General features: G+C 69.6%; 26 protein-coding genes. 11 read left to right on the forward strand and 15 right to left on the reverse strand.

The window, feature by feature from the left end; genetic code table 11:
• The first annotated feature begins 44 nt into the window (after positions 1-44).
• Positions 45-455 (forward strand): MmcQ/YjbR family DNA-binding protein, encoded by a 411-nt coding sequence (locus tag OED01_RS00805; RefSeq protein WP_264156489.1) that lies wholly within the window; start codon positions 45-47, stop codon positions 453-455.
• Between the two features lie 3 nt (positions 456-458).
• Here the strand turns inward: OED01_RS00805 and OED01_RS00810 are convergent, their stop codons facing one another.
• Together OED01_RS00810 and OED01_RS00815 are read right to left on the reverse strand one after the other, a co-directional pair.
• A complete protein-coding gene (locus OED01_RS00810) occupies positions 459-1,121 on the reverse strand; it encodes a hypothetical protein (protein WP_264156491.1) in 663 nt (220 codons plus the stop codon).
• Positions 1,118-1,570 carry a MarR family winged helix-turn-helix transcriptional regulator gene (locus OED01_RS00815; RefSeq protein WP_264156492.1) on the reverse strand — a complete coding sequence of 151 codons (453 nt, stop codon included), beginning with the start codon at positions 1,568-1,570 and terminating at the stop codon, positions 1,118-1,120. Before OED01_RS00815 ends, OED01_RS00810 begins: the two co-directional genes overlap by 4 nt.
• A gap of 139 nt (positions 1,571-1,709) precedes the next feature.
• On the opposite strand from OED01_RS00815, the gene OED01_RS00820 reads away from it, so the two are divergent.
• The 3 genes from OED01_RS00820 (at position 1,710) to OED01_RS00830 (ending at position 5,394) form a co-directional block, all read left to right on the forward strand.
• Positions 1,710-2,930: a glycosyltransferase gene (locus tag OED01_RS00820; protein ID WP_264157995.1), complete on the forward strand. Its 1,221-nt coding sequence runs from the start codon at positions 1,710-1,712 to the stop codon at positions 2,928-2,930.
• Positions 2,931-2,935: 5 nt separating this feature from the next.
• Positions 2,936-4,150 carry a glycosyltransferase family 4 protein gene (locus tag OED01_RS00825; protein ID WP_264156494.1) on the forward strand — a complete coding sequence of 405 codons (1,215 nt, stop codon included), beginning with the start codon at positions 2,936-2,938 and terminating at the stop codon, positions 4,148-4,150.
• Between the two features lie 122 nt (positions 4,151-4,272).
• A complete protein-coding gene (locus OED01_RS00830) occupies positions 4,273-5,394 on the forward strand; it encodes an AI-2E family transporter (RefSeq protein ID WP_264156496.1) in 1,122 nt (373 codons plus the stop codon).
• A 19-nt stretch (positions 5,395-5,413) separates the two neighbouring features.
• Here the strand turns inward: OED01_RS00830 and OED01_RS00835 are convergent, their stop codons facing one another.
• Positions 5,414-5,881: a hypothetical protein gene (locus OED01_RS00835; protein ID WP_264156497.1), complete on the reverse strand. Its 468-nt coding sequence runs from the start codon at positions 5,879-5,881 to the stop codon at positions 5,414-5,416.
• A gap of 29 nt (positions 5,882-5,910) precedes the next feature.
• Positions 5,911-6,078 (reverse strand): hypothetical protein, encoded by a 168-nt coding sequence (locus OED01_RS00840; protein ID WP_264156498.1) that lies wholly within the window; start codon positions 6,076-6,078, stop codon positions 5,911-5,913.
• 101 nt (positions 6,079-6,179) lie between these two features.
• Between OED01_RS00840 and OED01_RS00845 the strand changes: the two genes are divergently transcribed.
• On the forward strand, positions 6,180-7,148 hold the full coding sequence (locus OED01_RS00845) for a GlxA family transcriptional regulator (RefSeq protein ID WP_264156499.1): 969 nt from the start codon (positions 6,180-6,182) through the stop codon (positions 7,146-7,148).
• 138 nt (positions 7,149-7,286) lie between these two features.
• Complete coding sequence (locus tag OED01_RS00850; RefSeq protein ID WP_264156500.1) at positions 7,287-8,447, forward strand: endo-1,4-beta-xylanase; 1,161 nt, start codon at positions 7,287-7,289, stop codon at positions 8,445-8,447.
• Between the two features lie 64 nt (positions 8,448-8,511).
• Here the strand turns inward: OED01_RS00850 and OED01_RS00855 are convergent, their stop codons facing one another.
• The gene (locus OED01_RS00855) at positions 8,512-9,186 is read right to left on the reverse strand and encodes an NRDE family protein (RefSeq protein ID WP_264156501.1); all 675 of its coding nucleotides are present in this window, start codon (positions 9,184-9,186) and stop codon (positions 8,512-8,514) included.
• 167 nt (positions 9,187-9,353) lie between these two features.
• Here OED01_RS00855 and coaBC point away from each other — a divergent pair, with 167 nt between their 5' ends.
• From coaBC to OED01_RS00870, 3 genes are all read left to right on the forward strand, one after another.
• Complete coding sequence (gene coaBC, locus OED01_RS00860) at positions 9,354-10,550, forward strand: bifunctional phosphopantothenoylcysteine decarboxylase/phosphopantothenate--cysteine ligase CoaBC (protein ID WP_264156503.1); 1,197 nt, start codon at positions 9,354-9,356, stop codon at positions 10,548-10,550.
• Between the two features lie 106 nt (positions 10,551-10,656).
• Positions 10,657-12,525, forward strand: a complete 1,869-nt coding sequence (locus OED01_RS00865; protein ID WP_264156505.1) for an alkyl/aryl-sulfatase — start codon at positions 10,657-10,659, stop codon at positions 12,523-12,525.
• Between the two features lie 102 nt (positions 12,526-12,627).
• Positions 12,628-13,245 carry a hypothetical protein gene (locus tag OED01_RS00870; protein ID WP_264156507.1) on the forward strand — a complete coding sequence of 206 codons (618 nt, stop codon included), beginning with the start codon at positions 12,628-12,630 and terminating at the stop codon, positions 13,243-13,245.
• Here the strand turns inward: OED01_RS00870 and OED01_RS00875 are convergent.
• The 3 genes from OED01_RS00875 to OED01_RS00885 are packed head-to-tail and all read right to left on the reverse strand — an operon-like array spanning position 13,217 to position 17,015.
• Positions 13,217-14,509 carry a tetratricopeptide repeat protein gene (locus tag OED01_RS00875; protein WP_264156509.1) on the reverse strand — a complete coding sequence of 431 codons (1,293 nt, stop codon included), beginning with the start codon at positions 14,507-14,509 and terminating at the stop codon, positions 13,217-13,219. The genes OED01_RS00870 and OED01_RS00875 overlap by 29 nt on opposite strands.
• Positions 14,506-15,777, reverse strand: a complete 1,272-nt coding sequence (locus OED01_RS00880) for a tetratricopeptide repeat protein (protein ID WP_264156510.1) — start codon at positions 15,775-15,777, stop codon at positions 14,506-14,508. Before OED01_RS00880 ends, OED01_RS00875 begins: the two co-directional genes overlap by 4 nt.
• Positions 15,777-17,015, reverse strand: coding sequence for an ATP-binding protein (locus OED01_RS00885; protein ID WP_264156512.1), 1,239 nt, complete (start codon positions 17,013-17,015; stop codon positions 15,777-15,779). Before OED01_RS00885 ends, OED01_RS00880 begins: the two co-directional genes overlap by 1 nt.
• A 150-nt stretch (positions 17,016-17,165) precedes the next feature.
• On the opposite strand from OED01_RS00885, the gene OED01_RS00890 reads away from it, so the two are divergent.
• Positions 17,166-19,310: an ATP-dependent Clp protease ATP-binding subunit gene (locus OED01_RS00890; protein ID WP_264156514.1), complete on the forward strand. Its 2,145-nt coding sequence runs from the start codon at positions 17,166-17,168 to the stop codon at positions 19,308-19,310.
• Positions 19,311-19,423: 113 nt separating this feature from the next.
• Here the strand turns inward: OED01_RS00890 and OED01_RS00895 are convergent, their stop codons facing one another.
• The 7 genes from OED01_RS00895 to OED01_RS00925 all read right to left on the reverse strand — a co-directional run bounded on the left by OED01_RS00895 (position 19,424) and on the right by OED01_RS00925 (position 24,438).
• Positions 19,424-20,194: an enoyl-CoA hydratase/isomerase family protein gene (locus OED01_RS00895; protein ID WP_264156516.1), complete on the reverse strand. Its 771-nt coding sequence runs from the start codon at positions 20,192-20,194 to the stop codon at positions 19,424-19,426.
• A gap of 10 nt (positions 20,195-20,204) precedes the next feature.
• Positions 20,205-21,305, reverse strand: a complete 1,101-nt coding sequence (gene paaE / locus OED01_RS00900) for a 1,2-phenylacetyl-CoA epoxidase subunit PaaE (protein ID WP_264156518.1) — start codon at positions 21,303-21,305, stop codon at positions 20,205-20,207.
• Positions 21,302-21,784 (reverse strand): 1,2-phenylacetyl-CoA epoxidase subunit PaaD, encoded by a 483-nt coding sequence (gene paaD, locus OED01_RS00905; protein ID WP_264156519.1) that lies wholly within the window; start codon positions 21,782-21,784, stop codon positions 21,302-21,304. Before paaD ends, paaE begins: the two co-directional genes overlap by 4 nt.
• Positions 21,778-22,695, reverse strand: a complete 918-nt coding sequence (paaC, locus tag OED01_RS00910) for a 1,2-phenylacetyl-CoA epoxidase subunit PaaC (RefSeq protein WP_264156521.1) — start codon at positions 22,693-22,695, stop codon at positions 21,778-21,780. The genes paaD and paaC overlap by 7 nt, the downstream gene beginning before the upstream one ends.
• On the reverse strand, positions 22,692-22,979 hold the full coding sequence (gene paaB / locus OED01_RS00915; protein ID WP_264156523.1) for a 1,2-phenylacetyl-CoA epoxidase subunit PaaB: 288 nt from the start codon (positions 22,977-22,979) through the stop codon (positions 22,692-22,694). Before paaB ends, paaC begins: the two co-directional genes overlap by 4 nt.
• Positions 22,976-23,929, reverse strand: a complete 954-nt coding sequence (gene paaA / locus OED01_RS00920) for a 1,2-phenylacetyl-CoA epoxidase subunit PaaA (protein ID WP_264156525.1) — start codon at positions 23,927-23,929, stop codon at positions 22,976-22,978. The genes paaB and paaA overlap by 4 nt, the downstream gene beginning before the upstream one ends.
• A gap of 89 nt (positions 23,930-24,018) precedes the next feature.
• Positions 24,019-24,438 carry a pilus assembly protein CpaE gene (locus OED01_RS00925; protein ID WP_264156527.1) on the reverse strand — a complete coding sequence of 140 codons (420 nt, stop codon included), beginning with the start codon at positions 24,436-24,438 and terminating at the stop codon, positions 24,019-24,021.
• 64 nt (positions 24,439-24,502) lie between these two features.
• Here OED01_RS00925 and OED01_RS00930 point away from each other — a divergent pair, with 64 nt between their 5' ends.
• Positions 24,503-26,611 carry a RecQ family ATP-dependent DNA helicase gene (locus tag OED01_RS00930; protein ID WP_264156529.1) on the forward strand — a complete coding sequence of 703 codons (2,109 nt, stop codon included), beginning with the start codon at positions 24,503-24,505 and terminating at the stop codon, positions 26,609-26,611.
• The last annotated feature ends 3 nt before the right edge of the window (positions 26,612-26,614 follow it).

A 26,614-nucleotide genomic window follows, 5' to 3' on the forward strand; every position in this document is an offset into this window, starting at 1 on the left:
CATCGGTCTTGCGATGGGCTGGGCGGCGGAGCACGATGGGCGGCATGGCGAGCCTGGCGGACGTGCGGGAGATCGCGATGGCGCTGCCCGGCGTCGAGGAACGCGTCGGCGGGCACACGGGTGCGCCGGAATGGCGTCTGCGCAGCGGCTCCATCGCATGGGTGCGCGGACCGACGAACACGGACCTGCGCACGCTGGCCGAACTCGATCGCTCCTGGCCGGACGGCGTGGCGCTCGGCATCCGCGTGTCGGATCTGCAGGAGAAAGAGGCGCTGCTCGGCGCCGAACCGGACGTCCTGTTCACCATCCCGCACTTCGACGGGTATCCGGCCCTGCTGGTGCGACTCGACGTCATCGAGCGCGACCGGCTCGAGGAGCTGATCTGCGACGCCTGGTTGGTCCGAGCCCCGGCACGCGAGCGGAAGGCGTGGCTCGCCGAGCGCGGCCTGGAGTGAGCCTCAGGCGTCGAGCAGGAACGGCCGCGCCGCGGCGAGGAAAGCCCGAGGATCGTCCGCCCACAACCGCACGCGCGTGACCTGGTGCTCGCCACCACGCGGGGCGAGGCCCGGCAGTCGGATCGGCGTCGGCCGTTCGAGTTCGATGAGGATGTTCGTCTCGTCCTGCATCCGTTCGGCGTACTCGCCGCCGTCGGGGCCGTCCGTGACGCGGGGGGACTTCGGCTCGTCGACGCGCTTCGCGATCTCGACGGAGGCGATCGCGCTCCACGGGATCGCGACGTCGACCTCCAGACCGCTGCGGACCCGGATGCCCGACGGCCCGACCGCATGCGGGCGCAGCAGCATCGCGCAGAGCAGCCCCAGCATCCAGGTCAGGCCCCAGATCCCGAGGATCAGCACGGCGATGCGGATGCCGGGCCACGGATGCACGATGAGGTCGAAGATCGGGATCTCGACAGCCGAGAGCACGATGAAGATGATGAGCACTGTGAGCACGGGGCGGTGATAGCCGATTCCGGTGCCGCCGGGTTCGACCGCAGGGCGACGCGCGATCGCGCGGCCGATGCTGGAGTACACACGCAGCTCCGCGATCAGGGCGCGCTTCAGGAACGACAGCACCCGCCTCGTGCGCGACGGTCGCGGCGGGCTCGCCACGGCGGTCATGATCGCCGCTCCGGTGTCTGCGCGTCGTCGACGAGGGCGGTGAGCTTCTCGATCAGGCTGTTCAGCCCGCGTTCGACCGCGGCGCGGTCCGCCGGCGCGATGGCCGCGATCAGGGTGTCGTTCAGCTCGACGTGCTCCTGCTGCATCCGCCGCATCATCGTTGTCGCGCTCTCGGTGAGCTCGACGAGGACCGCGCGGCGATCGGTCGGGTGCGGGGTGCGACGGACATGACCGGATGCCTCGAGTCCGTCGACGAGTCCGGTGATGTTGCGCGGGCTGACGCCGCACGCGACGGCGAGCGACTGCTGCGTCGAAGGACCGTTGTGCGTGAGCACCCACAGCAGGTGGACGCGGGCCGTGGTGAGGCCGCTGCCCTCGAACGCGCGCGCCATGTCGCGCTGGAAGAGGTCGGTGATCTGCAGCAGGCGATCGAGAAGAAGCGGTTCCATAATGATGATGATACTGCATCATGATGTGTATTCACTAAATCGTCGGTCCCGCCTCCCGGATCGGCCCAGAGCGCTCGGGTAGAGTGGCCTGCGCCCGACCAGGCCCCGCATCTCCTTGGCCGCCCGACCGTAAGGCAGCATCTCCGTGACTTCTTCTGACGATCCGATCGATCCGTCGAGCGCCTCCGTCTCCCGTCCGCTCACGATCGTCATCGGGTGCGACACCTTCGCCCCGGACATCAACGGAGCAGCGCGGTTCGCCGAGCGCCTCGCCGCCGGCCTCGTGCAGCGCGGACACGAGGTCCACGTGGTCGCGCCGAATCAGGCCTACCGCCGTGCGCGGGCGCACACCGAACTCGTCGAGGGCGAGCGGATGACCCTGCACCGCCTGCCGTCGGTGCGCTGGCTGCCGCACGACTGGCTCCGCTTCGTCTGGCCGTGGCGTTCCAAGCACTACGCGCGCCAGGTGCTGGATGCCGTCAACCCTGATGTCGTGCACATCCAATCTCACATCATCATCGGCCGCGGACTCGCCCGCATCGCGAGCGAACGCGGCATCCCCGTCGTGGCGACCAACCATGTCATGGCCGAGAACATCCTCGACCACTCCGCGTTCCCCGATTTCGTCAACCGTCCCATCATCGAGGCGGCCTGGAAGGACGCGGGTCGCACCCTGAACCTCGCCCGCGCGGTCACCACGCCGACCCGGCGCGCGGCGGACTTCCTCGAGCGCACGATCGACGTCGCCGGTGTGATCCCGGTCAGCTGTGGAATCGACCGCACGCAGTACACCCCCGTCGTCGCGCCCCGCGAGAAGAACCGGATCATCTTCGTCGGCCGGCTGACCGCGGAGAAGCAGATCGAGGTCATCCTCCAGGCGATGACCAAGCTGGACCCCGCCCTCGACGTGCACTTCGACATCGTGGGAGGCGGCGACCAGCGCAAGCACCTCGAGCACCTCGCGACGCAGCTCGGTCTGGCCGAGAGCGTCACGTTCCACGGCCGCACGACGGACGAAGAGCTGCGGGCCCTGCTCTCGCGCGCGAGCCTGTTCGTGATCGCGTCGATCGCCGAACTGCAGTCGATCGCGACGATGGAAGCCATGGCCTCCGCTCTCCCGATCGTCGCGGCGGATGCCGTCGCCCTGCCGCATCTCGTGCACGACGGCGAGAACGGGTACCTGTTCGAGCCGGGTGACGCGGATGCTCTCGCGGCACGCCTCGCCGATGTGCTCACGGCTGAGCCCGCGGAGTACGAGCGGATGCAGCGGGCGTCGCTGGACGGAGTGCTCGTGCACGACATCAACCGCACGCTGGACACGTTCGAGGCGCTCTACCGCAACGAGCCCCTGCCGGAGTAGGCGCCATGCACATCGTCCTGTTCGGCGATCAGCACCTCGACTCGCTCGGCGGAGCGCAGGTGTCGATGCGCCTGCAGAGACGTTTCCTGGAGCGCGCCGGTCACACCGTGACGGTGGTCGCGCCTCGGATGCACTCCGGACGCGGCGCCGACGATTCCCGCGCACCGGACCCGGTGTATCTCGACACCCCTTCGATCCCCATCACGGTGGACAGGGAGTACTCGATGACCTGGCCGGGCAAGCGCGTCGACCGCTTCCTCGACCGGGCCTTCGTCTCGCGGCCACCGGTCGACCTCGTGCACGTGCAGGCCGATTTCTGGGGTGCCTTCATCGGCCACCGCTTCGCGCATCGGCACGGCATCCCGGTGGTGCACACCATGCACAACCGCGTGGACGTGGGTCTCGCCGCGGTCACCTCGCTGCACCGGCCGGTGCTCGCCGTCCTGAACGCGTGGCGCCGCACCGTCATGCGCGGGATCGGGGAGCCGGTGCCGGGCAACGACGGCTGGGCGTATCTGCGCGGAATAGCGCAGGGGTCCGGCGCTGTCACCGCGCCATCCGGGCACTTCGCGCGGCGGCTCGAGGAGCACGAAGTCTTCCGCCCGGTCGACGTCGTGTGGAACGGGATCGACGACGACCTGCTGGATCAGGTCCTCGCTGCGCGTGACGCACGCGAACCGGGCAGGCCGCGGTTCGTCTGGCTCGGACGGATGAGCCCCGAGAAGCGGCTGCTGCCCTTCCTCGAGGCCGTCGTGGCATCCGGCGTGAATGCCGAGGTCGAGATCATCGGCGGCGGCGGGCAGCTGCGCGCCGCCGAGCGGATCGCACGCGGACACGACGGCGTACGGTTCGCCGGCCGCCTGTCCTACCCCGAGACCCTGGCCCGCATCGCCGCGGCGGACGCCGTCGTGCAGACGTCGATCGGCTTCGAGACCCAGGGCATGACCCCGTTCGAGGCGGCCGCGCTCGGCACGCCGACCGTCGTGTGCGATCCGGACATCGGTGCGGAGCTGCGCGGCGGGCAATGGCTCGTCCCCCGCTCGGACGCTGCGGAGCCCGAGCGCGTGGCCGCGCTCGCCGACACGCTGCGGATCGCGGCATCCGATATCGCCGCACGCACGGCGCCCGAACCGGATGCCGAGGTCGCCGAGTCCTTCCGGCAGTCGTCTCGGACGGCCGCGATGATCGCGGTGTACGAGCGCGTCCTGGCCCAGGGCTGACGCTCCTCGCTCTCCTCTCGTTCGTCGAGCGAGCGGAACGAGTCGAAACGAGCCGACTGCGGATCAGCATCGACCCCGTTTCGTCCACGCCCGCCGAACACGCCAACGGTTACGCTTGCCCGGTGACCAGCCCCGCGCCGTCCTCCGACCGATCGCTCTCGCCGAGCCTGCGCGTGCTCCTGTCGCTCGCGGCGGCCGTGGTGGTGATCGCGGGTCTCTCGTTCGCTCGGGAGATCGTCGGTCCGATCGCACTCGCGATCGTCATCGTCGTGATCTGCGAGCCGCTGCGGCGCCCCCTCGAACGCCGCGGCTGGCCGAACTGGGCCGGATCGGCCGCCGTCATCGCCGTCGCCTACGTCGTGCTCGGCGTCATGGGGCTGCTGCTGTGGTTCGCCGGCAATCAGTTCGCCCGCCTCGTCGTCGATCTCGCGGCCGACGGCGGCCTTTCGCGGCGTCTCGACGAGACTGTCGACTGGCTCGAATCGCTCGGCCTCGCCGGAGAGGCGGCGGATGCCGCGGCATCCGCGCTGGATCCGGCGACGCTGCTCAGTGTCGTGTCGAGCATCGGCGGGACCGTGCTCGCGGTGGCGACCGCGCTGTTCTTCGTCTTCGCGTACATCATCTTCATGGCCATCGACGCTGCGCGCTACCGTCAGGCCGGCGTCGTGTTCCACGCCACGCACGGTCCGGTGCTCGCCCGGATCACGCATCTGAACAGCGGCATCCGGCGCTATTACATCGTCAACGCGTCCTTCGGTGCGATCGTCGCCGTGATCGACGGGCTGGCGCTGTGGGCCATGAACGTCCCCGGCGCCGTGGTCTGGGCCGTGCTCGCGTTCGTGACGAACTTCATCCCGAACATCGGGTTCGTGCTCGGCGTCATCCCGCCGGCGATCCTGGCGTTCTTCGTCGGGGACTGGCCTCTGCTGCTGGGTGTGCTCATCGTCTACAGCGTCGTCAATGTGGTGCTGCAGGTGCTCGTGCAGCCGAAGTTCGTCAGCGATGCGGTCGATCTCAGCCTGACGCTGAGCTTCTTCTCGGTGATCTTCTGGACCTTCGTGATCGGTCCCCTCGGTGCCATCCTGTCGATCCCGCTGACGCTGCTCACACGGGCGCTGGTGCTCGAGGGCAATCCGGATGCGCTACTGCTGCGCTGGGTCTCGGGTGACCACACCGCCGTCCCGCCGGAACCGGAGCCTGCACCCGTACCGGTGCGCCGCCGCCGATGGCCGTGGTCGCGCTGATCGGTCGCCGCGGCGCTGCTCAGAAGTAGCGGAACAGCGTCGCGCCGACCGCGTTGATGACGACGCTGCCGACCGAGCCGACGATCATGGCGAGGCCGATGCCGACCGCGATGCCGGCTTGCCCGTGCGGGGCGTTCGGGCGCCGCAGGCCTGCGATGCCGAACCCGAGAGCGAGTCCGGCGATGGCGAGGACGAACAGCGTGCTCACCCAGGACGAGGCCTCGACCGCGTAGTACCCGCCGCTGTAGATGAGGATGTTCGTGGCCAGATTGGCGACGAGCCCGACGGCGATGCCGATGAGCCCGAAGATGAACCCGATGCGACCCGGCGGGTTCCCGTTCGCGACGGGGACCGGGTATCCGGGCTGCGCGGAGTTCCCGTTCAGCACGTAGCCCTGCGGGTGCGGCGCGGGTTGGCTGTATCGGCCGGACGCCGGATGCTGCGGTTGCGCGTAGGGCGGGACCTGGGGCTGCTGGGGGTCGCTCATGCCGCTGAGCATAGCCGTGCGGCAGGAGCTCAGCGATAGGCGGTCATGGACTCGGCGCGCTGGAGCGCGTCGTCTTCCCGACCGGCCACCCGGGACCAGTCGGTGGCGCGCTGCCCGTATCCGTCGCGTCGCACGTCGACGATGGCCCAGACGGCGCCCCAGAGCGAGAGGGCGAGGAGAACGATGACGATGAACATGGCAGAAACGCTACGCTCGCATATTTCTGGTCACGAGTGGCAGAATGGACATGGTTCGCCAGAAAACTGCCATGATGGGCTCAGATCGGAAAGGGGCATCGATGAAGACCGTGGCCTGCATCGTCCAGGACGGATTCGCACCGTTCGAGTTCGGCGTCGCCTGCGAGGCGTTCGGCCTCGATCGCTCGGATGACGGCGTCCCCAACTTCGACTTCCGCGTGGTCGCCCCGCGCCCTGGTGCCGTCTCGTCCAAACTCGGCTTCTCCCTCAACGTCGACAACGACCTCGCGTTCGCGTACGAGGCGGACCTCGTCGTGGTCTGCCCACTGCCACGCGAACGATGGGGTGACATCGACCCCCTGATCCTCGACGCCGTCCGCGCCGCGCACGACCGGGGCGCGTGGGTGCTGAGCGTGTGCAGCGGATCGTTCATCCTCGCGGCATCCGGGATCCTGGACGGCCGGCGGGCGACGACGCACTGGATGTACGCGGACGTCATGGCGGACATGTACCCGCAGATCGATGTCGACCCCGATGTGCTGTTCGTGCAGGACGGTCGGATCATCACGAGTGCCGGCACCGCTGCCGGACTGGATGCCTGCCTGCATCTGCTCCGGCAGGAGATCGGAGCGGAGCTCACGAACCGCGTCGCCCGGCGCATGGTCGTGCCTCCCCAGCGCGACGGCGGCCAGGCCCAGTTCATCGATCGTCCGCTGCCGCTGGTGCAGAACGACTCGCTCGCGCTCGTGACGGACTGGGCGATGGAGAACCTCCGGGAGGACCTGTCCGTCGAGCAGCTCGCGCATCGCGCCCACATGTCGCCGCGGACGTTCGCACGGCGCTTCAAGGCCGAGCATGGTGCGACGCCGGCAGCCTGGCTTGCCAGGCAGCGCATCATCCAGGCGCAGCGGATGCTGGAGCGCACCGATCTCGGCCTCGATCGGATCGCCGCCGAATGCGGCTTCGGTTCGGCCGCCGTGCTGCGGCAGAACTTCGCCCGGGTGCTGGGGACGACGCCGACCGCGTACCGCGCCACGTTCTCATGCACGCGGGACGAATCCGCGGCCTGAGGCGGTCTCCGGAACAATCTCCGATACTTTTCCGAAACTCTTGTGATCGGCCGGTCGACGGCTCTATCTTTTGTCGCGAACGCAAACATACGCGCCGGGAGATGGCCGTATGACCGACGACGATGTCAGGAGATGTCCATGCGCCGATCGATTCGATCGCTTCTGGTGGCCACGGCCACCGCAGCCCTGGTGGTTCCGCTGTGCGGCGTGACCGCAGCGAACGCCTCGCCCCCGGGGTTCAGCAACGCCGACAAGGACGCACTGCGCAACCAGGCACCCGCCGACCTCGCGATCGGCAGCGCGGTGTGGGGCCGGCAGCAGCTCATGTCGTACGACCCCAAGGCGCCGACCGAGTACCAGCAGGTGCTCGGGGCCCAGTTCTCGTCGCTCACACCCGAGAACGACATGAAGTGGGACGCCCTGCGACCGGCCCCGGACGTCTACGACTTCGAGTCGGCCGACGCCCTGGTCGCCTACGCCAAGGCGAACCATCAGGAGGTCCGTGGGCACACGCTGCTCTGGCACAGCCAGAACCCAGCGTGGGTCACGGAGGCGAGCAGGACGTGGACGTGCGACGAAGCGCGCACCGTGCTCGAAGACCACATCCGCACCGTGGTGGGCCACTTCAAGGGCGAGATCTACGAGTGGGACGTCGCGAACGAGATCTTCCAGGACACGTGGGACAACGGAGGCGTGAAGCTGCGCACCGAGGCGAACCCGTTCCTCAAGGCGTGCGCGGATGACCCCGTCGGACTTCTCGCCGACGCGTTCCAGTGGGCGCACGAGGCCGACCCGGAGGCCGTGCTGTTCCTCAACGACTACAACGCCGAGGGCGTCAACGCGAAGACGGATGCGTACTACGCGCTGTCCCAGGAGCTGCTGGATCGGGGCGCGCCGCTCGGCGGGTTCGGAGCCCAGGCACACCTGAGTCTGCAGTACGGGTTCGACACGTCGCTGCAGGAGAACTTCGAGCGCTTCGCCGCCCTCGGGCTCAAGGTCGCGATCACCGAGGCGGACGTCCGCATCCCGCTGCTGGAGGGCGAGACCGGCCCGACGGCCGAGCAGGTGGCGACCCAGTCGGATCGCTACGACGCGCTTCTCGAGGCCTGCCTGAACGTGGACGCGTGCTCGTCCTTCACGGTGTGGGGCTTCCCGGATGCGAACTCGTGGGTGCCCGACGTGTTCCCCGGTGAGGGCTGGGCCACGCCGTTCGAGGACGACTTCACGCCGAAGCCCGCGTTCGACGCGATGCTCGAGTCGCTCACGGAAGCGACGCCCGGAACGTCCCCGCGCCGCTGATCCCGTTCGAATCGCTCGATCTGCTCCGATCCGACGGATTTCGAGCAGATCGAGCGATTCGAACTCACTCCGGAGACCAGTGGCCGGGGCGCGGCAGAGCCTCGTCGTGCACGCGCACTCCGGCATCCGACACGGTCGCCGTGCAGTACAGCAGCGACCGGGTCGGATAGCCGTGCGGACGGTTGTCGCGGATGATCGCGCGGTCGTCCTCCGCCGGCAGCTCGGCCGTCTCGGCGAGCAGAGTCACCCAGGCATCCGGATCGGCGGCACGGAAGCGCGGCAGCCACGCGGCGATGCGCGGGGTGCCCGGATCGTCGAGGTCATCGTGCGCGATCATGTGCACGCCGGCGGAGATCGGCGTCTCCCGCAGCGCGACGCCGTCCCAGGAGATCACTCGGGCGGCATCCGGCGTCGCCTCGAGCAGGTTGAAGCCATGCATCCTCGGGATGCCGGCCGGCGAGCGGCCCATCACCGACTCCAGAGCGAGCGATCCTCGGGATGCCGCGTCCGGCAGGTCGAGCACGTCGGCGCGGTTGAGGAGCACGGCGAGGCGATGCTCGGTCGGGTTCACCGCGAGCCAGGCGCCGCCCGCCCGGCGGTCACGGATGCCGACGACCCCCGGATACTCCTGCGGCCACCAGGCACCGACGTGATCCCACGCGCGCTCGGGATCCTCATCGCGCACGGCCAGCAGGCGCGAGCTTCCGGCATCCGCCACATCGATCACCACGGTGCACACGTTCGCCAGCCTATCCGCGCTCGCCTCGCCGGGAGCCGCCGCACGGGAGGAGATCACACGAACGGGAGGCGCGATCCGCGGGATTCGATCCTCCGAATCGTGCGATCTCCTCCGGATCGCGCGCCGACCAGCGCCACGAGCACCCGCGCGTCGGGGAGAATCGACCCATGAACATCGTGGTCGGCGTGACGGGCGGCATCGCCGCGTACAAGGCAGTGCATCTGGTGCGGCTGCTGATCAAGGACGGGCACGACGTGACGGTGATCCCCACCGAGGACGCGCTGCGCTTCGTCGGGCTTCCCACCTGGGAGGCGGTCAGCCGCAACCCGGTCACCACCAGTGTCCACGATGACGTCGCTCGGGTCCGCCATGTCGCGCTCGGCCAGGCCGCGGACCTCGTCATCGTTGCGCCCGCGACGGCGAACACGATCGCGAAGATGACCGCCGGGCTCGCCGACGACCTGCTCGGCACCACGCTGCTCGCCACGACGGCGCCGGTCGTCATCGCGCCCGCGATGCACACCGAGATGTGGCGCCACCCGGCGACCCAGGCCAACATCGGCACGCTCCGCGCCCGGGGCGTGCTCATCGCCGGCCCGGATGACGGCGAACTCACCGGGGGAGACTCCGGCCCAGGGCGGATGCTCGAGCCGGAGGCGATCGTGGCTGCGGCGCTCGCCGCTCTGCGACCGCAGGATCTCGCCGGCGTCCGCGTCGTGGTCTCGACGGGCGGAACGCGCGAACCGCTCGATCCGGTGCGCTTCCTCGGCAACCGCTCCAGCGGCAGGCAGGGCACCGCGCTCGCTCTCGCGGCCGCGGACCGTGGCGCCGAAGTCGTCCTGGTCGCCGCGAACGTCGCCGGCGAGGTGCTCGCGGATGCCATGCGCCCCGGCATCCGGATCGAGCACGTCGGCACCGCCACCGAGCTCGGCGCAGCGATGCGCGGCGAAGCCGAGAACGCGGATGTGCTCGTGATGGCCGCCGCCGTCGCCGACTACCGCCCGGCCGAGACGGCGCAGCGCAAGCTCACCAAGGAGGCCGGCCCTCTGGAGCGCATCGAGCTGATCGAGAACGAGGACATCGTCGCCGGGCTCGCCGCCGGGCGACGCGCGGCGCAGACCGTCGTGGCATTCGCCGCCGAAACCCCACGGGACGAGCAGGAGCTGCTCGACCGCGCTCGCCGCAAGCGCGAACGCAAGGGCGTCGACCTGCTCGTCGTCAACGAGGTCGGCTGGGACCGGGGTTTCGAGTCGGCGGAGAACACCGTGCAGATCGTCGCGGACACGGGGGTCGTCGGTGAGGCATCCGGCACCAAACGTCAGGTCGCGGATGCCGTGTGGGATGCCGTGATCGCCGTGCGCTGAAGCGGTGGTATCTCCGGCTGGCGCGTGTTGCTCGAGGACGGTGCGGATGCGAGGCTTCAAGGAGGCTGATCCGCGTTCGGGCGGATCGCAGGATGGAGGACCACCCGTGAGTTCCAACGACGCGACACCGGCTATCGTCGCTCAGCAGAGGGCACTGCGCGACAGCCTGCCGTTCGCGGACGAGGCAGATCTCGAAGCGGCTGACCGAGGATTCCTCGGCACCCTCGACGACCCGAAGATCCGCAATGCCGCCGGCGAGGTCGTGTGGGACGCGTCGACGTACGACTTCCTGTCCGGCGAGGGGCCGGATACCGTGAACCCGAGCCTGTGGCGTCAGTCGAAGCTGGTCGCCAAGCACGGCCTGTTCGAGGTCATCCCCGGCCTCTATCAGGCGCGTGGCCTGGACCTGTCGGTCATGACGTTCGTCGAGGGCGACACCGGTGTGATCGTGATCGATCCGCTCATTTCCAAGGAGACCGCCGCGGCCGCGCTCGCTCTGTACCGGACCCATCGCGGCGATCGTCCGATCACGGCGGTGATCCACACGCACTCCCACATCGATCACTTCGGCGGCGTGCAGGGAATCGTCGACGAAGCCGATGTCGCCGCCGGCCGGGTGCAGATCATCGTCCCCGAGGGCATGGTCGAGCACGCCGTCGCCGAGAACGTCTACGCCGGCACGGCGATGGGACGACGCGCGGGCTACATGTACGGCGCGGCGCTGGACCGCGGCCCCAAGGGCGCCGTGGGTGCAGGCCTCGGTCAGACGACCTCGACCGGCGAGGCGACGCTCATCCCGCCGACGCGGGAGATCACCACCACGGGCGAGACGCACACGGTCGACGGACTCGAGATCGTGTTCCAGATGGCCCCGGGGACCGAGGCGCCCAGTGAGATGCACTTCTACTTCCCGAAGTACCGCGCGCTGTGCATGGCGGAGAACGCCACGCACACGCTGCACAACCTGCTGACGCTGCGCGGAGCGGTCGTGCGGGACCCGCACGTGTGGTCGCGTTACCTGACCGAGGCGATCGAACGCTTCGGCGACGAGGTCGACGTCGTCTTCGCTTCGCACCACTGGCCGACGTGGGGCAACGCGGAGATTCGCCACTTCCTCGGCTTGCAGCGCGATCTGTACGGATACCTGCACGACCAGACGCTGCGGATGCTCAACCAGGGAATGACGGGTGCGGAGATCGCAGAGGACATCCAGCTTCCCCCGGTGCTGGAGCACGCCTGGCACGCGCGCGGCTACTACGGCTCCGTGAGCCACAATGTCAAAGCCATCTACCAGCGCTACATGGGCTGGTTCGACGGGAATCCGGCCCGGCTGTGGCCGCACCCGCCCAAGGCGCAGGCCACCCGCTACGTCGAAGCCCTCGGCGGCATCGACCGTGTGCTCGAACTCGCGAAGACGGCCTTCGACGCGGGCGACTTCCGGTGGGCCGCGACCCTGCTCGACCACGCCGTGTTCGTCGAGCCGGACAACGCGGCCGTGCGCGAGCAGTACGCCGACACGCTCGAGCAGCTCGGGTACGGCGCCGAGAACGGCACCTGGCGGAACTTCTTCCTCTCCGGCGCGACCGAGCTGCGCACCGGCAACTTCGGCACGCCGACGGTCACGAACGCCCCGGCGATCGTCGCGCAGCTCACGCCGGAGCAGCTCTTCGACGCCGTCGCGATCACGGTCGACGGACCGCGGGCATGGGACCTCGATCTCGCATTCGACATCACGCTGTCGGATCTGGACAGGTCGTTCCACGTGACCCTGCGCAATGGCGTCCTCGTGTACGTCGAGAAGGATCCCGCGGGAGCCGACCCGCACCTCACCCTGACGAAGCAGCGCCTGATCGCGCTCGCCGCCGGCGACCGCGAATCCGACGGGATCGAGGCGACGGGCGGCACGGAGGTCATCGACCAGCTGCTCGCTGTGCTGTCGCCCGGAGACCCGGCGTTCGAGATCGTCCTGCCGTAGCATCCCGGCGGGCAGCGTCCGGGTGACCGAACAGGAGGTCGCCGTGAGAATTCACTCGCGGCGATCTTCCTGTTCTCCCGATGCTTCCGGCAGAATCGCAGCATGACCGAGACGACCAGACAGCGCCGGGACGTCTTCGACGTCATCGCGGTTTTCGTGCTGTCGATCACCGCCGTCCTGACCGCGTGGTGCGGCTTCGAGTCCTCCAAGTGGGGCGGCGACATGTCGATCGCCTTCAGCGAGGCATCCGGTGCGCGCATCAACTCCGGCGTCGCCGACGGCACCGCACGCGACGCGCGCCAGTACGACCTCACGATCTGGACCGAGTGGGTGCTCGCCGATCGCGCACAGGATGCCGAACTGACGGCGTACATCGAGGAGCGGTTCAGCCCGGAGTTCGCGGTCGCGTTCGAGGCGTGGGAAGAGGGCGGGCGCGAGGAGCGCGGTCCCTTCGTGATGGACGAGTACGTACCGCCGGGGAGTGAGGAGGCGGCCGCACTGTCCGAGCGTGCCGACACCCGATTCGCCGATGCGCTGGAGAGCAATCAGCGCGGCGACAATTACACGCTGCTGACCGTGCTGTTCGCTCTCGTGCTGTTCCTCACCGCGATGTCGCAGCGCGATCTCGTGATGTGGGTGCGGTGGGTGCTGCTCGGTCTCGCTGTCGTCGTCGGCGTGACCGGCGCGATCATCATGCTGACGTTCCCGATCCTGATCTGAGCCGGTGGCGCCCGGGACGGGGATCATGTCCGCCGAACGCGGCGACGCGATCCCAGATCCATTCCGCCGGGCTCGGCGCTACCTCGACATCGGGCACTCCGGGTGAGCGGTGGTAGAGCTTTCCGCCGACTCCTTCGAGGAGGTAGTCGCCGGCGTCATCCGTGAAGACCACCTGGAAGTAGTCGGGCTTGTCCTCCCAGTCGCCCCACGCCGCGGGGTCGTTCTCGACGGAGTCGTCCAGCTCGGCGACCTCGGCGCCGGTCATCAGCCGGAATCGCTCGCCAGCACCCCAGAGTCCGCCGGTGCCGGGCTCCTGACCGTCGTGCCACGCGAGGATCGTGTCCTCGCCGCCGCTCGCGCGGGCGGCTTCCCGGTCGAGCGGCGGCCGCAGCGCAGCCGCCAGATCCTCGGGCATCACCTCGTCGAGCGCGGCCAGCGCATCCGCGAGGTCGGCGCGGAACGCCTTGGCCACGAACCGGCGCCAGGCGTACTCGCCCATCTGCGCCTCGCGCATGGTGTCCATCGTCGCGGCGCCGGACCGGATCGGCTCGAGGAAGCCACGCGTGATCCGGACGCCGTACTGCGCGAGGTCCATGGTCGGATCCTCGCGCAGCACGCGCTCGAACAGAGCGAGGGCGTCCTCCGGCCGGTAACCGCACAGGTAGGCGTACCCGAGCGTCAGCGCGAGCAGGGACTCGGTCGGGTCGGCCGCGTACGCCTCCTCGGCGGCGGGCAGCAGCCGCTCGGGGCTCGCCGCCGTCGCGAACAGTCGGGTGGCGCGCTGGCCCAACGCGAGGGAGTACTCGTGGTCGCCCTGCGCGGCGGCGATCCCGACCGCCTCGTCGATCAGACGCCAGCCCGCTTCCGCTTCGCCGGTGTACGCCATCGCGCTGCCGAGCTCCATGTGCTCGATCCAGTCCGCATCCGGCTGTTCACGCAGCACGATCTCGGAGAGACGCCGCGCCTCGGCGAAATCGCCTTCGGACATCTCGAGGTCGCGCAACTTCTTCACGGAGTTGAGGTACTGGCGATCCCGACGCCCCATGAGGTTCTGCAGCAGGCGCCTCGCCTCGTCGATCTCGCCGCATGCCTCGCGGTGCAGCGCGGTGAGGATGATCATTCCGGTGAAGGTGGGCTCGCGTGCGAGCACGCTGCCCGCGAGTTCGGGGATGCGCGGGTGCGTCGGCTGCACACCGTAGAGCTCCCAGGCGAGGTCCCTGTCGTGCTCGATGGCCGCGCGCTCCTGGTCCGTCGGCCTGCTCATGAGCGCGGCATCCTTCCCGGGCGCGGCTCGGCGCCGCCGAAGTCGACGACGCGATCCCACAGCCAGTCGGCGAGGCTCGGCGCGATCTCGGCGTCCGGAACTCCGGGCCGGCGGAGGTACAGCCGTTCGGCATACCCCTGGAAGTAGTACGCGCCCGCGTCGTCGGTGGCGATCGGGACGAAGACCTCTTCTTCGGGCCAGGCGGGCCAGGCGCCGGGCTGCTGCGCCTTCGCGACCAGAGCATCGATCTCGGCGCTCGAAAGCAGTCGCACCGCCTCGTCGAGTCCCCACGCCCCGCCCGTGCCCGGATCCTGGCCGTCATGCCAGCCGAGGAGCTCGCCGTTCCCCTCCGTGGACTCGAGCTTCTTCCTGCGCAGCGGGCCGCGCAGCACGCGGACGAGTGCGCGCGGGAGCACGCGGCTCAGTGCGGCCAACGCGTGTGCGATGTCGAGGTCGAAGATCTGCTCGTGCATCATCCGCCACATCATCTCGCCCATGCCGGCCTCGCGGAGCTGATCCATCGTCGTGTCACCGCGTTCGATCGGATCGAGGAACCCGCGCGCCATGATCATGCCGCTCTGCGCGACGACATCGGTCGGGTCCTCCCGCAGCACGCGCTGGAACAGGTCGCGTGCGTCCGCCGCGCGGTAGTCGAACAGGTAGGCGTAGCCGAGGGCGGTCGACAGCAGCGTCTCCGACGGATTGACGGCGATCGCGGCCTCGGCGGCGGGGCGGTAGCGCTCCGGCGGTGCGCCGGTCGTGAGGAAGAGCAGCGCCCGCTTGGTGAGGACCGTCGGGATGAGGTCCGGGTCGACCTCACCCGTCCACGCGACCGCCTCGTCCATGAGGTCCCACCCTGCGGTGCGGCTGCCGGTGTACACGGTCGCAGCGCCGAGCATCATGAGGTCGAGCCATCCGACATCCGCACCACCGGCCATGACCTGTTCGGCGAGTCGGAGCGCTTCGTCGAACCGCCGGTCCTCGTACTCGAGATCGCGGAGGATGCGCAACGCGGTGAGCTGATAGCCGTCCTGCAGTCCGATGAGCTCGCGAAGCGCTTTCCTGGCATCGTCGAGATCGCCGCGGGCCTGGTGATGCAGGGCGAGGATCAGATAGGTGCCCGTGAACGTCGGTTCGCGGGCGAGCACGCTGTGGCTCAGGGCCGCGATCCTGCGGTTGGTCGGCTGGGCGCCGAGCAGCTCGAGGGCGAGGTCGCGGTCCCGGATGATGGCGGCCTGTTCGAGGTCGCCGTGGTCGCCGCCGCGCATCACCGCATGCCGTGCTTGACGCGGTAGGTCCGAAGCTGATCGAAGGTGCCGTCGTCTGCGCCGTACTCCAGCACGGGGGCGACCTGATCGAACCACGTCCTGGTCGAGGGTGTGATGCTCGCCGCCGCCTCGAGCAGGCCGGCGGTGGTGACGGGGACGATCGCTCCCGCGGCCATCGACGCGGTGAGCGACTGCTGCAGCGCCTGCTTCGCGACCTGCGCGATGTCGGCGCCCGAGAACCCCTCGGTCGCGGCGGCGACGGCGATGATGTCGACGTCGTCCTGGGGCTTGCCGTCGAGGTCGCCCTGCAGGATCGCGGCGCGGGCGACAGCATCCGGCGGCAGCACGAGCACGGTCTTGTCGATGCGCCCAGGGCGGCGCAGCGCGGGGTCGATGTCCCACGGGCGGTTCGTCGCGGCGAGGAAGTACACACCGTCGTTCTCGCTCGTGACACCGTCGAGCTCTTCGAGCAGCTGCGTCACGATCATGCGCATCGACTGCGACCCTCCACCGCCCGAAGACCGCCGGCCGCCGAGAGCGTCGAACTCGTCGAAGAAGATCACGCACGGCGCGGCTGCCCTGGCGTCGTGGAAGACGCTCTGGATCGCCTTCTCGCTCTCGCCGATGTACGCGCTGAGCAGGTCGGCCAGCGTGACGTGGATGAAGGATGCGCCGAGGTCGCCGGCGATCGCCTTCGCGATGAACGTCTTGCCGCATCCCGGGGGGCCGTACATCAGGAGCGATCCGCCGGCCTTCTGCCCGAACGCCGCCGCGAGGGCCGGGTTGCGCAACGGAGCGAGGAAGGTCGAGTCGAGGTGCTGCTTGACCTCCGCGAGGCCGGCGACGTCCGCGAGCGTCACCTGCGGACGCTCGGCATCCCACAGGCCGGGCTGTTCGATCCGATCCTCGTCCGCCGCGTCATCGTCCGACGGGGCGGAGACGCGGGATGGCGCCGGCGGGACGGATGCTGCGGCGGGCGTCGCTGGTTCTGGCGCCGGTCCGGATCGCTCGGTGCCCCCGCTTCTGGTGCGCAGTCGCGCCGCCATCAGCCGAGCCCGCAGGACGCGAGCGCGAGCCGGGTCGCCGCCGTGCGCCTCGAACGCGTCGATCTCGGCCGCTGCGCGGTCGACGTCGTGCTCCAACAGGAGCGTGATGTAGTCCTCCCGCAGTGCGATGTTCTGCGGATCCTGCGCCACCTCGGCGGCGATCACCTCGAGGAATTCGTCGTTCTGCGCCATCCTGGCCCCCCGCCGTCGTCGTGAACACCTTGATTCTCGCAGATGCACCGGACACGATCCGAAGGGGGCTCCGGTTGATCCGCGGCGCGCGAAGAGGTAAAGTTGAGTCACCACCACTCAACTTTGATGAAGGAGTCCCCAGGAGGACAGATGACCACGCCCCAGACCGAAGACCAGCAGTCCGCTCTCGAGCAGTTCGGGATCAACCTCACCGACCGCGCTCGCCAGGGCAAGCTCGACCCGGTGATCGGCCGCGACAACGAGATCCGTCGCGTCAGCCAGGTGCTCACCCGGCGCACCAAGAACAACCCGGTGCTGATCGGTGAGCCGGGCGTCGGCAAGACTGCTGTCGTCGAAGGCCTCGCGCAGCGCATCGTCGCGGGCGACGTGGCCGAGTCGCTGAAGGACAAGGAGCTGGTCACCCTCGACATCTCAGCCCTCGTGGCGGGTGCCATGTACCGCGGGCAATTCGAGGAGCGTCTGAAGCAGGTCCTCAAGGAGATCACCGAATCCGACGGCAAGGTCATCACGTTCATCGACGAGCTGCACGTGCTGATGGGCGCCGGAGGCGGGGAGGGCTCCGTCGCGGCATCCAACATGCTCAAGCCGATGCTCGCCCGCGGCGAGCTGCGCATGATCGGCGCGACGACGCTGAACGAGTACCGCGAGTTCATCGAGAAGGATGCCGCGCTCGAGCGCCGCTTCCAGCAGGTCTACGTCGGCGAGCCGACCGTCGAGGACACCATCGCGATCCTGCGCGGACTGAAGGGTCGCTACGAAGCGCACCACGGGGTCACGATCGCTGACAGCGCCCTCGTGGCCGCCGCCGCGCTGTCGAACCGCTACCTGCCCAGTCGTCAGCTTCCGGACAAGGCGATCGATCTCGTCGACGAATCGATGTCGCGGCTCAAGATGGAGATCGACTCCTCACCTGTCGAGATCGACCAGCTCAAGCGTCAGGTCGACCGGCTCAAGCTCGAGGAGCTCGCCCTGAAGAAGGAGAAGGATGCCGCGTCGAAGGAGCGACTCGGCACCCTCCGCGAGAACCTCGTCGAACTGGAGCGGGAGCTCGCCGTCCTCGAGGAGCGCTGGGCGCGCGAGCGTCAGGGGCTGAATCGCGTCGGCGACCTGAAGAAGCAGCTCGATGACGCGATCACCCAGCGCGACCTCGCGATGCGCAACGCCGACTACACGAAGGCGTCCAAGCTCGAATACGAGACGATCAAGCGTCTGGAGCGCGACATCGCCGAGGCCGAGCAGGCCGAGGCGACGGCATCCACCGAGCCCCGCATGGTGAACGAGCAGGTGACCGAGGAGGACATCGCGGCGGTCATCGCAGCGTGGACCGGCATCCCGGTCGGCCGGCTCCTGCAGGGTGAGAGCGAGAAGCTGCTCCACCTGGAGGCCGAGCTCGGCAAGCGGCTGATCGGGCAGAAGGATGCCGTGAAGGCGGTGTCGGATGCCGTCCGCCGCTCCCGCGCGGGAATCAGCGACCCCGGGCGCCCGACCGGCTCCTTCCTGTTCCTCGGGCCGACCGGCGTCGGCAAGACGGAGCTCGCGAAGGCGCTCGCCGAGTTCCTGTTCGACGACGAGCGCGCCATGGTGCGCATCGACATGTCGGAGTACGGCGAGAAGCACTCGGTGTCGCGTCTGGTCGGTGCCCCTCCGGGCTACATCGGCTACGAGCAGGGTGGTCAGCTGACCGAAGCCGTCAGGCGGCGTCCGTACAGCGTCGTGCTGCTGGACGAGGTCGAGAAGGCCCACCCCGAGGTCTTCGACGTCCTCCTGCAGGTGCTCGACGACGGACGCCTGACCGACGGGCAGGGTCGGACGGTCGACTTCACGAACGTCATCCTGGTGCTCACGAGCAACCTCGGCTCGCCGATCCTGATCGACCCGACTCTGTCGCCGGAGGTGAAGCGCGAGCAGGTGATGTCGCTGGTGCGGCAGGCGTTCCGACCCGAGTTCCTGAACCGCCTCGATGACATCGTGATGTTCCAGGCTCTCAGCGAGGACGATCTCGCGCAGATCGTCGAGCTCACGGTCGACCAGCTGCAGGCGCGTCTGCACGAGCGCCGGCTGAGTCTCGCCGTGACCCCGGACGCGCGTTCGTGGCTGGCCGAACGCGGCTACGATCCGCTGTTCGGTGCGCGGCCGCTGCGCCGGCTCATCCAGTCCGAGGTGCAGAACAAGCTGGCCACAGCGCTGCTCTCCGGAAACGTGCGCGACGGCGACACGGTGCGGGTGGACGTCGCGGCCGACGGTTCGGGGCTCGTGCTGACCTCCGCGAGCTGACGTCCTGTGAACCCGGCGGCACGGATGTCGGGCCGATTCCCACCGGGCGGGCGACACGCCGCGGAATCGCCTGACATCCGTGCCTGGTCCCGACATCCGTCCCTCAGACGGCGTCAGTACCCGGTGAACTCCGGCTTCCGCTTCTCCTGGAACGCGGCGAATCCCTCGCGATAGTCGCTCGTGTCGCACAGTTCGGCCTGGGCCACGTTCTCCAGCACGACGGCATCCCACAACGACAGCCGCTCGTCCCGGATGCGGGCGATCAGCCGCTTGGACGCCAGGAACGCCGCGGTGGCTCCGGAGGCCGCGCGCACCGCGGCATCCGTCGTCGCCTGCTGCACCTCGTCGGCGGGCATCACCTGCGAGAAGAGGCCGGACGCGACCGCCTCGGTTCCCGTCATGAGCCGACCGGTGTAGATCAGGTCGAGGGTCTTGTGCGGGCCGAGCCGGTCCAGGAACAGTGCATGCCCGCCGGAGTCGAGCGTCGCTCCCAGGGCCGCGAACGGCGAGCCGATCTTCGCCGTGTCGGCGACGTAGACGACGTCCGTCGCGATGAGCAGTCCGAGACCGACGCCGAGGCATGCGCCCTGCGCTGCGGCGAACGTCGGCGCGGGGAAAGCCGCCATCCGCTGCAGCAGGGGGGTCACGAGGCCGCCGAGGTAACCGATCACGTCATCGGTCGCGGGGTCGACGCCTGAGATGTCGCGACCGGCGCAGAACCCCGCGCCCTCGCCGCTCAGCACCAGGGCGCGGACTCCGGCATCCTCGGCCCGATCGTATGCGTCGCCGAGCGCGAGCAGGGCCTGCGGATCCAGGGCGTTGCGCTTCTCCGGAGCGTTCAGCACCACATGGGCGACGTCGCCGTCGATCGTCAGCTCGATCACGGAGCTCTCCTCACACGTCGTAGTCGACGACCACGCGGGGCGTCGTCGGATGGGACTGGCAGGTCAGCACATAGCCGCGCTCCAGCTCGTCCGGCTCGAGCGCGAAGTTCTGCGTCATGCGGACGTCGCCTTCGACCAGGCGCGCGCGACACGTTCCGCACACCCCGCCGGCGCACGCGAACGGCACGTCGCCGCGAACGCGCAGCGCGGCATCCAGCAACGGCTCGTCCGCCGCGACCGGCGACTCGACGGTCGTCGAGAGCCCGTCCAGGGTGAATTCCAGAACGTAGGTCTCGTCCTCTTCGCGCACGGAGACCGGTCGTCCGCGGTCGGCGCGCGGCTCGTCGGCATCCGTCGTGAACAGTTCGAATCGGATGCTGTCGTCACCGATCCCGCGGGCCGCGAGCCGTTCGCGGCACAGCGCGACGAGGTCGAACGGACCGCACAGGAACCACTCGGTCACGCTCGCAGGCTCGACCAGTCCGTCGAGGATCGCGTCGAGCTTGTGGGCGTCGATCCGACCGGACAGCAACGGAGCTGCGCGCTGCTCGCGGGACAGCACGTGATGCAGGGCGAGGCGTGCCGGGTAGCGGTCCTTCAGGTCGGCGAGGTCCTCGAGGAACATCACGTCGCGCGTCGCCCTGTTCGTGTAGACGAGGGAGAACCGTGCGGTCGTCGAGGCGGCGAGCACCGCGGAGGCGAGTGCCATCATCGGGGTGATTCCCGATCCGGCGGCGATCCCGACCAGATGGGCGCCGTCGAGATCAGGCAGGTTGGACGTGAAGCGTCCCTCCGGGCTCATCACCTCGACCCGGATGCCGGGGTGCAGGTTCTCGTGCGCCCACACCGAGAACAGGCCGCCGAGGTCACGCTTGATGCCGACCGATATGCGACCCGGCGACGGCGCCCGGCAGATCGAGTAGCTGCGCCGCACCTCGCGGCCATCCACGTGCGCTCGGAGCGCGACGTACTGACCCGGCAGATACCGGTACTCGTCGCGCAGCTCCGCCGGAACCGCGAACGTCACCTCGATGCTGTCGGCGGTCAGCGGCCGCACCTCGATCACCTCGAGTTCGTGGAATCGCGCACGACGCCGCGTCGCGGTGCTCATAGCGTCTTGAAGTGGTCGAACGGCTCGAGGCAGGCGCGGCACTCGTACAGTGCCTTGCATGCGGTCGACCCGAAGCGGGTGAGCTCCCGCGTGTCCAGCGACCCGCACTGCGGGCAGCGCACGCTCAACGGCACCGCGACGGGCCCGGCTGCGCGCCTTCCCGTCGGGGGCGCGATGCCGTACTCGAGCAGCTTCTGCTTTCCGGCATCCGTCATCCAGTCGGTCGTCCAGGCGGGGGAGAGCACGGTGCGGACGACGACGTCCGCGAATCCGGCATCCGCGAGCGCGCTCATGACGTCGTCGCGGATGGCCTCGACGGCGGGGCATCCGCTGTAGGTCGGGGTGATCGTCACGGCGACCCGTCCGTCGTCGACCGTGACCCCGCGGAGGATGCCGAGATCGGCGATCGTCAGCACGGGGATCTCGGGATCGGGCACGGATGCCGCGATCGCCCGCGCGTCTGTCAGCACGGTCACCATGTCGCCCCCGGATGCTGTCGGGCGAGCACCTGCATCTCGGCGAGAATCCGCCCGAGGTGGGGGAAGTGGATGCCGCGTCGTCCGTCCCCGGCTGCTGCGGGTCCCGCGGGTGCTTCGAGATCCGCGGCGCTCAGCACGGCGCCGATGCGGGCATCGAAGCCGGCGCGCAGCGATGCCGGCCGCACGGCGATGCCCTCGAGGTCATCGATCAGGGGTTCGTCGCGGAACAGCTCATCGGCGTACGGCCAGACGTCCGCGAGGCCGCGGATCATCCGTCGGCGCGACTCCGTGGTGCCGCCCGCGAGGCGCAGTGTCCACTGCTCGGCATGGTCGCGGTGGTAGTCGACCTCCTTGACCGCCTTCGCGGCGACCGCGGCGAGCGTCGGGTCCGCCGAGCGCTGCAGCTGCGTGTACAGCTCGAACAGGTACGTCGAGGCGATGAGCTGTCGGGCGATCGTGCGGGCGAAGTCGCCGTTCGGCTGCTCGAACAACCAGGCGGAGCGGAACTCCGGTTCGTCACGGAAGTACGCCAGCTCGTCCTCGGTTCGCCCGGTCGCTGTGCCCGCGTAGCGCAGCAGCGACCGGGCGTGGCCGAGCAGATCGAGGGCGATGTTCGCAAGCGCGACATCCTCCTCGAGCTCCGGGGCGTGGGCGATCCACTCGCCGAGCTGCTGGGACAGGATCAGCGCGTCGTCGCCGAGCCACAGGGCGTACTCGGCCGTGGCCGGTGCGGCCGCGGCATCCGTCCCGGCGAGTTCGGCGGCGAGGTCGAGCTCGTCGACCGTGACGTGGCCGTGGGGGAGCGGGCGCGACCCGGTTCCGCCCGCGCCGGAGGTGTTGCGCTCGGTCGCATCCGTGCTCGGAAGGCGACCATCTGCGCCCCCTGCGCCGTTCTCGCGTCGCGCGTTCACAGGTGCGGCACCCCCTCGGACGCCGTGTAGTACACGGCGTGGCGGAAGTTCTTGCCCGCCGGGCTCTCGAAGTACGCGCCCTTGGCGTCGGGGTCGCTCGTGGTGATCGCCTCGGCGGGGACGACCCAGATCGAGACACCCTCGCCGCGACGCGTGTACAGGTCGCGGGCGTTGCGGACCGCGAGGTCGGCGTCCGGCGCGAGCAGCGAGCCGACGTGGACGTGGCTGAGTCCGCGGTTCGCGCGGACGAACACCTCCCACAGCGGCCAGGTCTCCTCCGTCATGCCGCCGCCCCCTCGAGCTCGCGCGCGGCCTGCTTGCGCGCATACTCGGCCGCGGCCTCGCGCACCCAGGCGCCTTCCTCGTGCGCCTCTCGGCGGGCGCGGATGCGCTCGGCGTTCATCGGACCGTTGCCGGAGAGCACGGCGAAGAACTCGTTCCAGTCGATCTCGCCCATCTCGTACTGGCCGGTCTCCTCGTCGTAGCGGAGGTCGGGATCCGGCAGCGTGACACCGAGGACCTCGGCCTGCGGCGCCAGCATGCCGACGAACCGTCGACGCAGCTCGTCGTTCGAGAACCGCTTGATGTTCCACGCCATCGACTGCGCCGAGTTCGGCGACTCGTCGTCCGGCGGTCCGAACATCGCCAGGCTCGGCCAGTACCAGCGGTTCACGGCAACCTGCGCCATCTCGCGCTGTGCCGGTGTGCCATGCATGAGGGTCAGCAGGATCTCGAAGCCCTGCCGCTGGTGGAACGACTCCTCCTTGCAGATGCGCACCATCGCGCGGGCGTACGGGCCATAGGATGCTCGGCACAGCGGCACCTGGTTGCAGATCGCCGCGCCGTCGACGAGCCAGCCGATCGCGCCCATGTCGGCCCACGTCGGCGTCGGGTAGTTGAAGATCGAGGAGTACTTCGCACGGCCGTCGATGAGCTGTTCGGTCATCTCCGTCCGTCCGATTCCGAGCGTCTGCGCGGCCGAGTAGAGGTACAGGCCGTGACCGGCCTCGTCCTGCACTTTGGCCATCAGGATCGCCTTGCGCTTGAGGCTCGGTGCGCGCGTGATCCAGTTGCCCTCGGGCTGCATGCCGATGATCTCTGAGTGGGCGTGTTGGCTGATCTGGCGGACCAGGGTCTTGCGGTACGCGTCCGGCATCCAGTCGTGCGGCTCGACGCGGGAGTCCGCCGCGATGATCTCGTCGAATCGTCGCTGCCCCGCGGACTGGTCGTCCATGTCGACTCCTTCGTCGCGCTTTACTGACCGATCGTTCATTTATTCTCGCACAGGAGTCCGGGGGCGTAAAGCGCTCAGGACGCGTCGGATCAGCGCGAGCGCGAGATGAGCTCGAGCAGAGCGTTCCCGTACGCCTCCGACGGGTCCGGATGCTCGAACCTCAGCGGCTCGCCGGCGATCTCGATCTCCACCCGGAACGTGTCGTCGAGGCGGACCAGGCTGCGGAACGTCCCGCGCAGGAGGTCGCGCAGCTGGTCCTCCCGGGGCAGCCACACCGCGTCCTCGAGGGTGACCGCGTCGAGCGCCCACTCGGTGGTGCCGTTGAAGGCCAGATCGGTGCCGCTCGGCGTGCGTCGCGCCTCGATCGTCATCTCGCTGACCGTGAAGACGTCGGCCTCTGCTTCGAGTTCGACGTCGTTCGGAAGATCGAGCTGGAACCGGCCGCCGCTGTCGGGCCGCCAGGTCAGCCCCGCATCCCGCAGCGCGACGGCGAGTTCACGGGAGATCATGGATCCACCCTACGGCCGTCCGGCAGCGCAGAGCCGTGTCGGTCGGGTGAGGCAGAGTGGGGGCATGACCTCTGCGACACCGACCGACACCCGCGACGCCGCCCTCGCCGCGCTGCGCGAACTCGTCGGGCGGCCGGATGCCGAGTTCCACGACGGCCAGTACGAGGCGATCGAGGCGCTGGTCGCGGGGCGCCGACGCGCGCTCGTCGTGCAGCGCACCGGCTGGGGCAAGTCGGCGGTGTACTTCGTCGCGACGCTGCTGCTGCGTCGTCAGGGCGCGGGCCCGACCGTGCTGGTGTCGCCGCTGCTGGCGCTCATGCGCGACCAGATCGCCGCCGCAGAACGCGCCGGCGTGCGCGCCGTGGCGATCAACTCGACCAACGCCCATGAGTGGTCCGACGTGCTCGCGCAGCTCGATCGCGACGAGGTCGACGTGCTGCTGGTGTCGCCGGAGCGGCTGAACAATCCGGCGTTCCGCGAACAGCAGCTGCCGGCTCTCGTGCGCCGGATCGGCATGCTCGTGGTCGACGAGGCCCACTGCATCAGCGACTGGGGCCACGACTTCCGTCCCGACTACCGGCGGCTGCGCGACCTGAGCGCAGAGATGCCGGCCGCCGTGCCGGTGCTGGCGACGACCGCGACGGCGAACAGCCGCGTCGTCGCCGACGTCGCCGAACAGCTCGGCTCCGGTGGTGCGGATGCCGGGGTCCTCACGATCCGCGGCCCGCTCGCCAGAGCATCCCTGCGCCTGGGCGTGCTGCGACTGCCGGATTCGGCGAGCCGGCTGGCCTGGCTGCTCAGCCATCTCGACGACCTGCCCGGCTCAGGCATCATCTACACGCTCACCGTCGCCGCTGCGGTCGACACCGCTCGACTGCTGCGCGAGCACGGGCACCAGGTGCGCGCGTACACCGGACAGACCGACAGCGACGAGCGCGCCGAATCCGAGGGCATGCTCAAGCGCAACGAGGTCAAGGCGCTCGTGGCGACCAGCGCGCTGGGGATGGGCTTCGACAAACCCGACCTCGGGTTCGTGCTGCACCTGGGCGCCCCGTCGTCGCCGGTCGCCTACTACCAGCAGGTCGGCCGGGCGGGCCGCGCGAGCGACAGCGCGGACGTGCTGCTGCTGCCCGGCGTCGAGGATCGCGAGATCTGGCACTACTTCGCCACCGCGTCGATGCCCGACCAGGGGCGCGCTGAACGGGTGATCGCCGCGCTCGGCGATGCGCCGGTGTCGACGCCGGTGCTGGAGGCCATGGTCGACATCCGCCGGACGCCTCTCGAACTGCTGCTGAAGGTCCTCGACGTCGACGGGGCCGTACGGCGGGTGCAGGGCGGCTGGGTCGCCACCGGCCAGCCGTGGACCTACGACGCCGAGCGCTATGAGCGCATCGCCGCCGAGCGCCTGGCCGAACAGCAGCACATGATCGAGTACGAACGGACCGACGGCTGCCGCATGGAGTTCCTCCAGCGTTCGCTCGACGACGAGACCGCTGCGCCGTGCGGGCGGTGCGACAACTGCGCGGGAATCTGGTTCCCCAGCGAGATCCGCAAGACCGCGACCGAGGCCGCCGCCGGGTCGCTCGACCGGGTCGGCGTTCCGCTCGAACCGCGCAAGGCCTGGCCGACGGGCGCGGACCGGGTCGGCGTTCCGGTCAAGGGCCGCATCGCCCCCGCGGAGCAGGCCGCCGACGGGCGCGCGCTCGCGCGCCTCACCGACCTCGGTTGGGGCGGCACGCTGCGGGAGATGTTCGCGGCCGGGGCTCCGGATGCCCCGGTGACCCGGCCGGTTCTCGACGCCTGCATCCGCGTGCTCGCCGACTGGGGCTGGGACGAGCGCCCTGTCGCCGTCGTCGCGATGCCGTCGCGGTCACGTCCGCTCCTGGTCGATTCGCTGGCTCGCGGCCTCGCCGACGTCGGCCGCCTCCCGTACGCCGGTGCGCTGTCGTTCGCGAACGGCGGACCCACCGGGCAGCCCGGCGGCAACAGCGCGTTCCGGCTCGCGGGACTCTGGGACCGCCTCAGCGCCGACGGGCTGGAGATCCCCGCGGGGCCGGTGCTGCTCGTCGACGACCAGGCCGACAGTCGCTGGACGCTGACGGTCGCCGCCCGTGCACTTCGCCAGGCCGGAGCGACGGCCGTGCTGCCGTTCGTACTCGCCCTGCGCGGATGACGC

It is taken from the genome of Microbacterium sp. M28 (assembly GCF_025836995.1).
Lineage (GTDB): Bacteria > Actinomycetota > Actinomycetes > Actinomycetales > Microbacteriaceae > Microbacterium.

Bases quoted from the DNA above. Each gene is read 5' to 3' on its own strand.
- OED01_RS00825 (WP_264156494.1), top strand. From the start codon at position 2,936: ATGCACATCGTCCTGTTCGGCGATCAGCACCTCGACTCGCTCGGCGGA.
- OED01_RS00815 (WP_264156492.1), bottom strand. From the start codon at position 1,570: ATGGAACCGCTTCTTCTCGATCGCCTGCTGCAGATCACCGACCTCTTC.
- OED01_RS00925 (WP_264156527.1), bottom strand. From the start codon at position 24,438: ATGATCTCCCGTGAACTCGCCGTCGCGCTGCGGGATGCGGGGCTGACC.
- OED01_RS00810 (WP_264156491.1), bottom strand. From the start codon at position 1,121: ATGACCGCCGTGGCGAGCCCGCCGCGACCGTCGCGCACGAGGCGGGTG.
- OED01_RS00885 (WP_264156512.1), bottom strand. From the start codon at position 17,015: ATGGCGCAGAACGACGAATTCCTCGAGGTGATCGCCGCCGAGGTGGCG.
- OED01_RS00840 (WP_264156498.1), bottom strand. From the start codon at position 6,078: ATGTTCATCGTCATCGTTCTCCTCGCCCTCTCGCTCTGGGGCGCCGTC.
- OED01_RS00890 (WP_264156514.1), top strand. From the start codon at position 17,166: ATGACCACGCCCCAGACCGAAGACCAGCAGTCCGCTCTCGAGCAGTTC.
- paaE (WP_264156518.1), bottom strand. From the start codon at position 21,305: ATGAGCACCGCGACGCGGCGTCGTGCGCGATTCCACGAACTCGAGGTG.
- paaD (WP_264156519.1), bottom strand. From the start codon at position 21,784: ATGGTGACCGTGCTGACAGACGCGCGGGCGATCGCGGCATCCGTGCCC.
- OED01_RS00805 (WP_264156489.1), top strand. From the start codon at position 45: ATGGCGAGCCTGGCGGACGTGCGGGAGATCGCGATGGCGCTGCCCGGC.
- paaB (WP_264156523.1), bottom strand. From the start codon at position 22,979: ATGACGGAGGAGACCTGGCCGCTGTGGGAGGTGTTCGTCCGCGCGAAC.
- OED01_RS00835 (WP_264156497.1), bottom strand. From the start codon at position 5,881: ATGAGCGACCCCCAGCAGCCCCAGGTCCCGCCCTACGCGCAACCGCAG.
- OED01_RS00845 (WP_264156499.1), top strand. From the start codon at position 6,180: ATGAAGACCGTGGCCTGCATCGTCCAGGACGGATTCGCACCGTTCGAG.
- OED01_RS00870 (WP_264156507.1), top strand. From the start codon at position 12,628: ATGACCGAGACGACCAGACAGCGCCGGGACGTCTTCGACGTCATCGCG.
- paaA (WP_264156525.1), bottom strand. From the start codon at position 23,929: ATGGACGACCAGTCCGCGGGGCAGCGACGATTCGACGAGATCATCGCG.
- coaBC (WP_264156503.1), top strand. From the start codon at position 9,354: ATGAACATCGTGGTCGGCGTGACGGGCGGCATCGCCGCGTACAAGGCA.
- OED01_RS00880 (WP_264156510.1), bottom strand. From the start codon at position 15,777: ATGCGCGGCGGCGACCACGGCGACCTCGAACAGGCCGCCATCATCCGG.
- OED01_RS00850 (WP_264156500.1), top strand. From the start codon at position 7,287: ATGCGCCGATCGATTCGATCGCTTCTGGTGGCCACGGCCACCGCAGCC.
- OED01_RS00875 (WP_264156509.1), bottom strand. From the start codon at position 14,509: ATGAGCAGGCCGACGGACCAGGAGCGCGCGGCCATCGAGCACGACAGG.
- OED01_RS00930 (WP_264156529.1), top strand. From the start codon at position 24,503: ATGACCTCTGCGACACCGACCGACACCCGCGACGCCGCCCTCGCCGCG.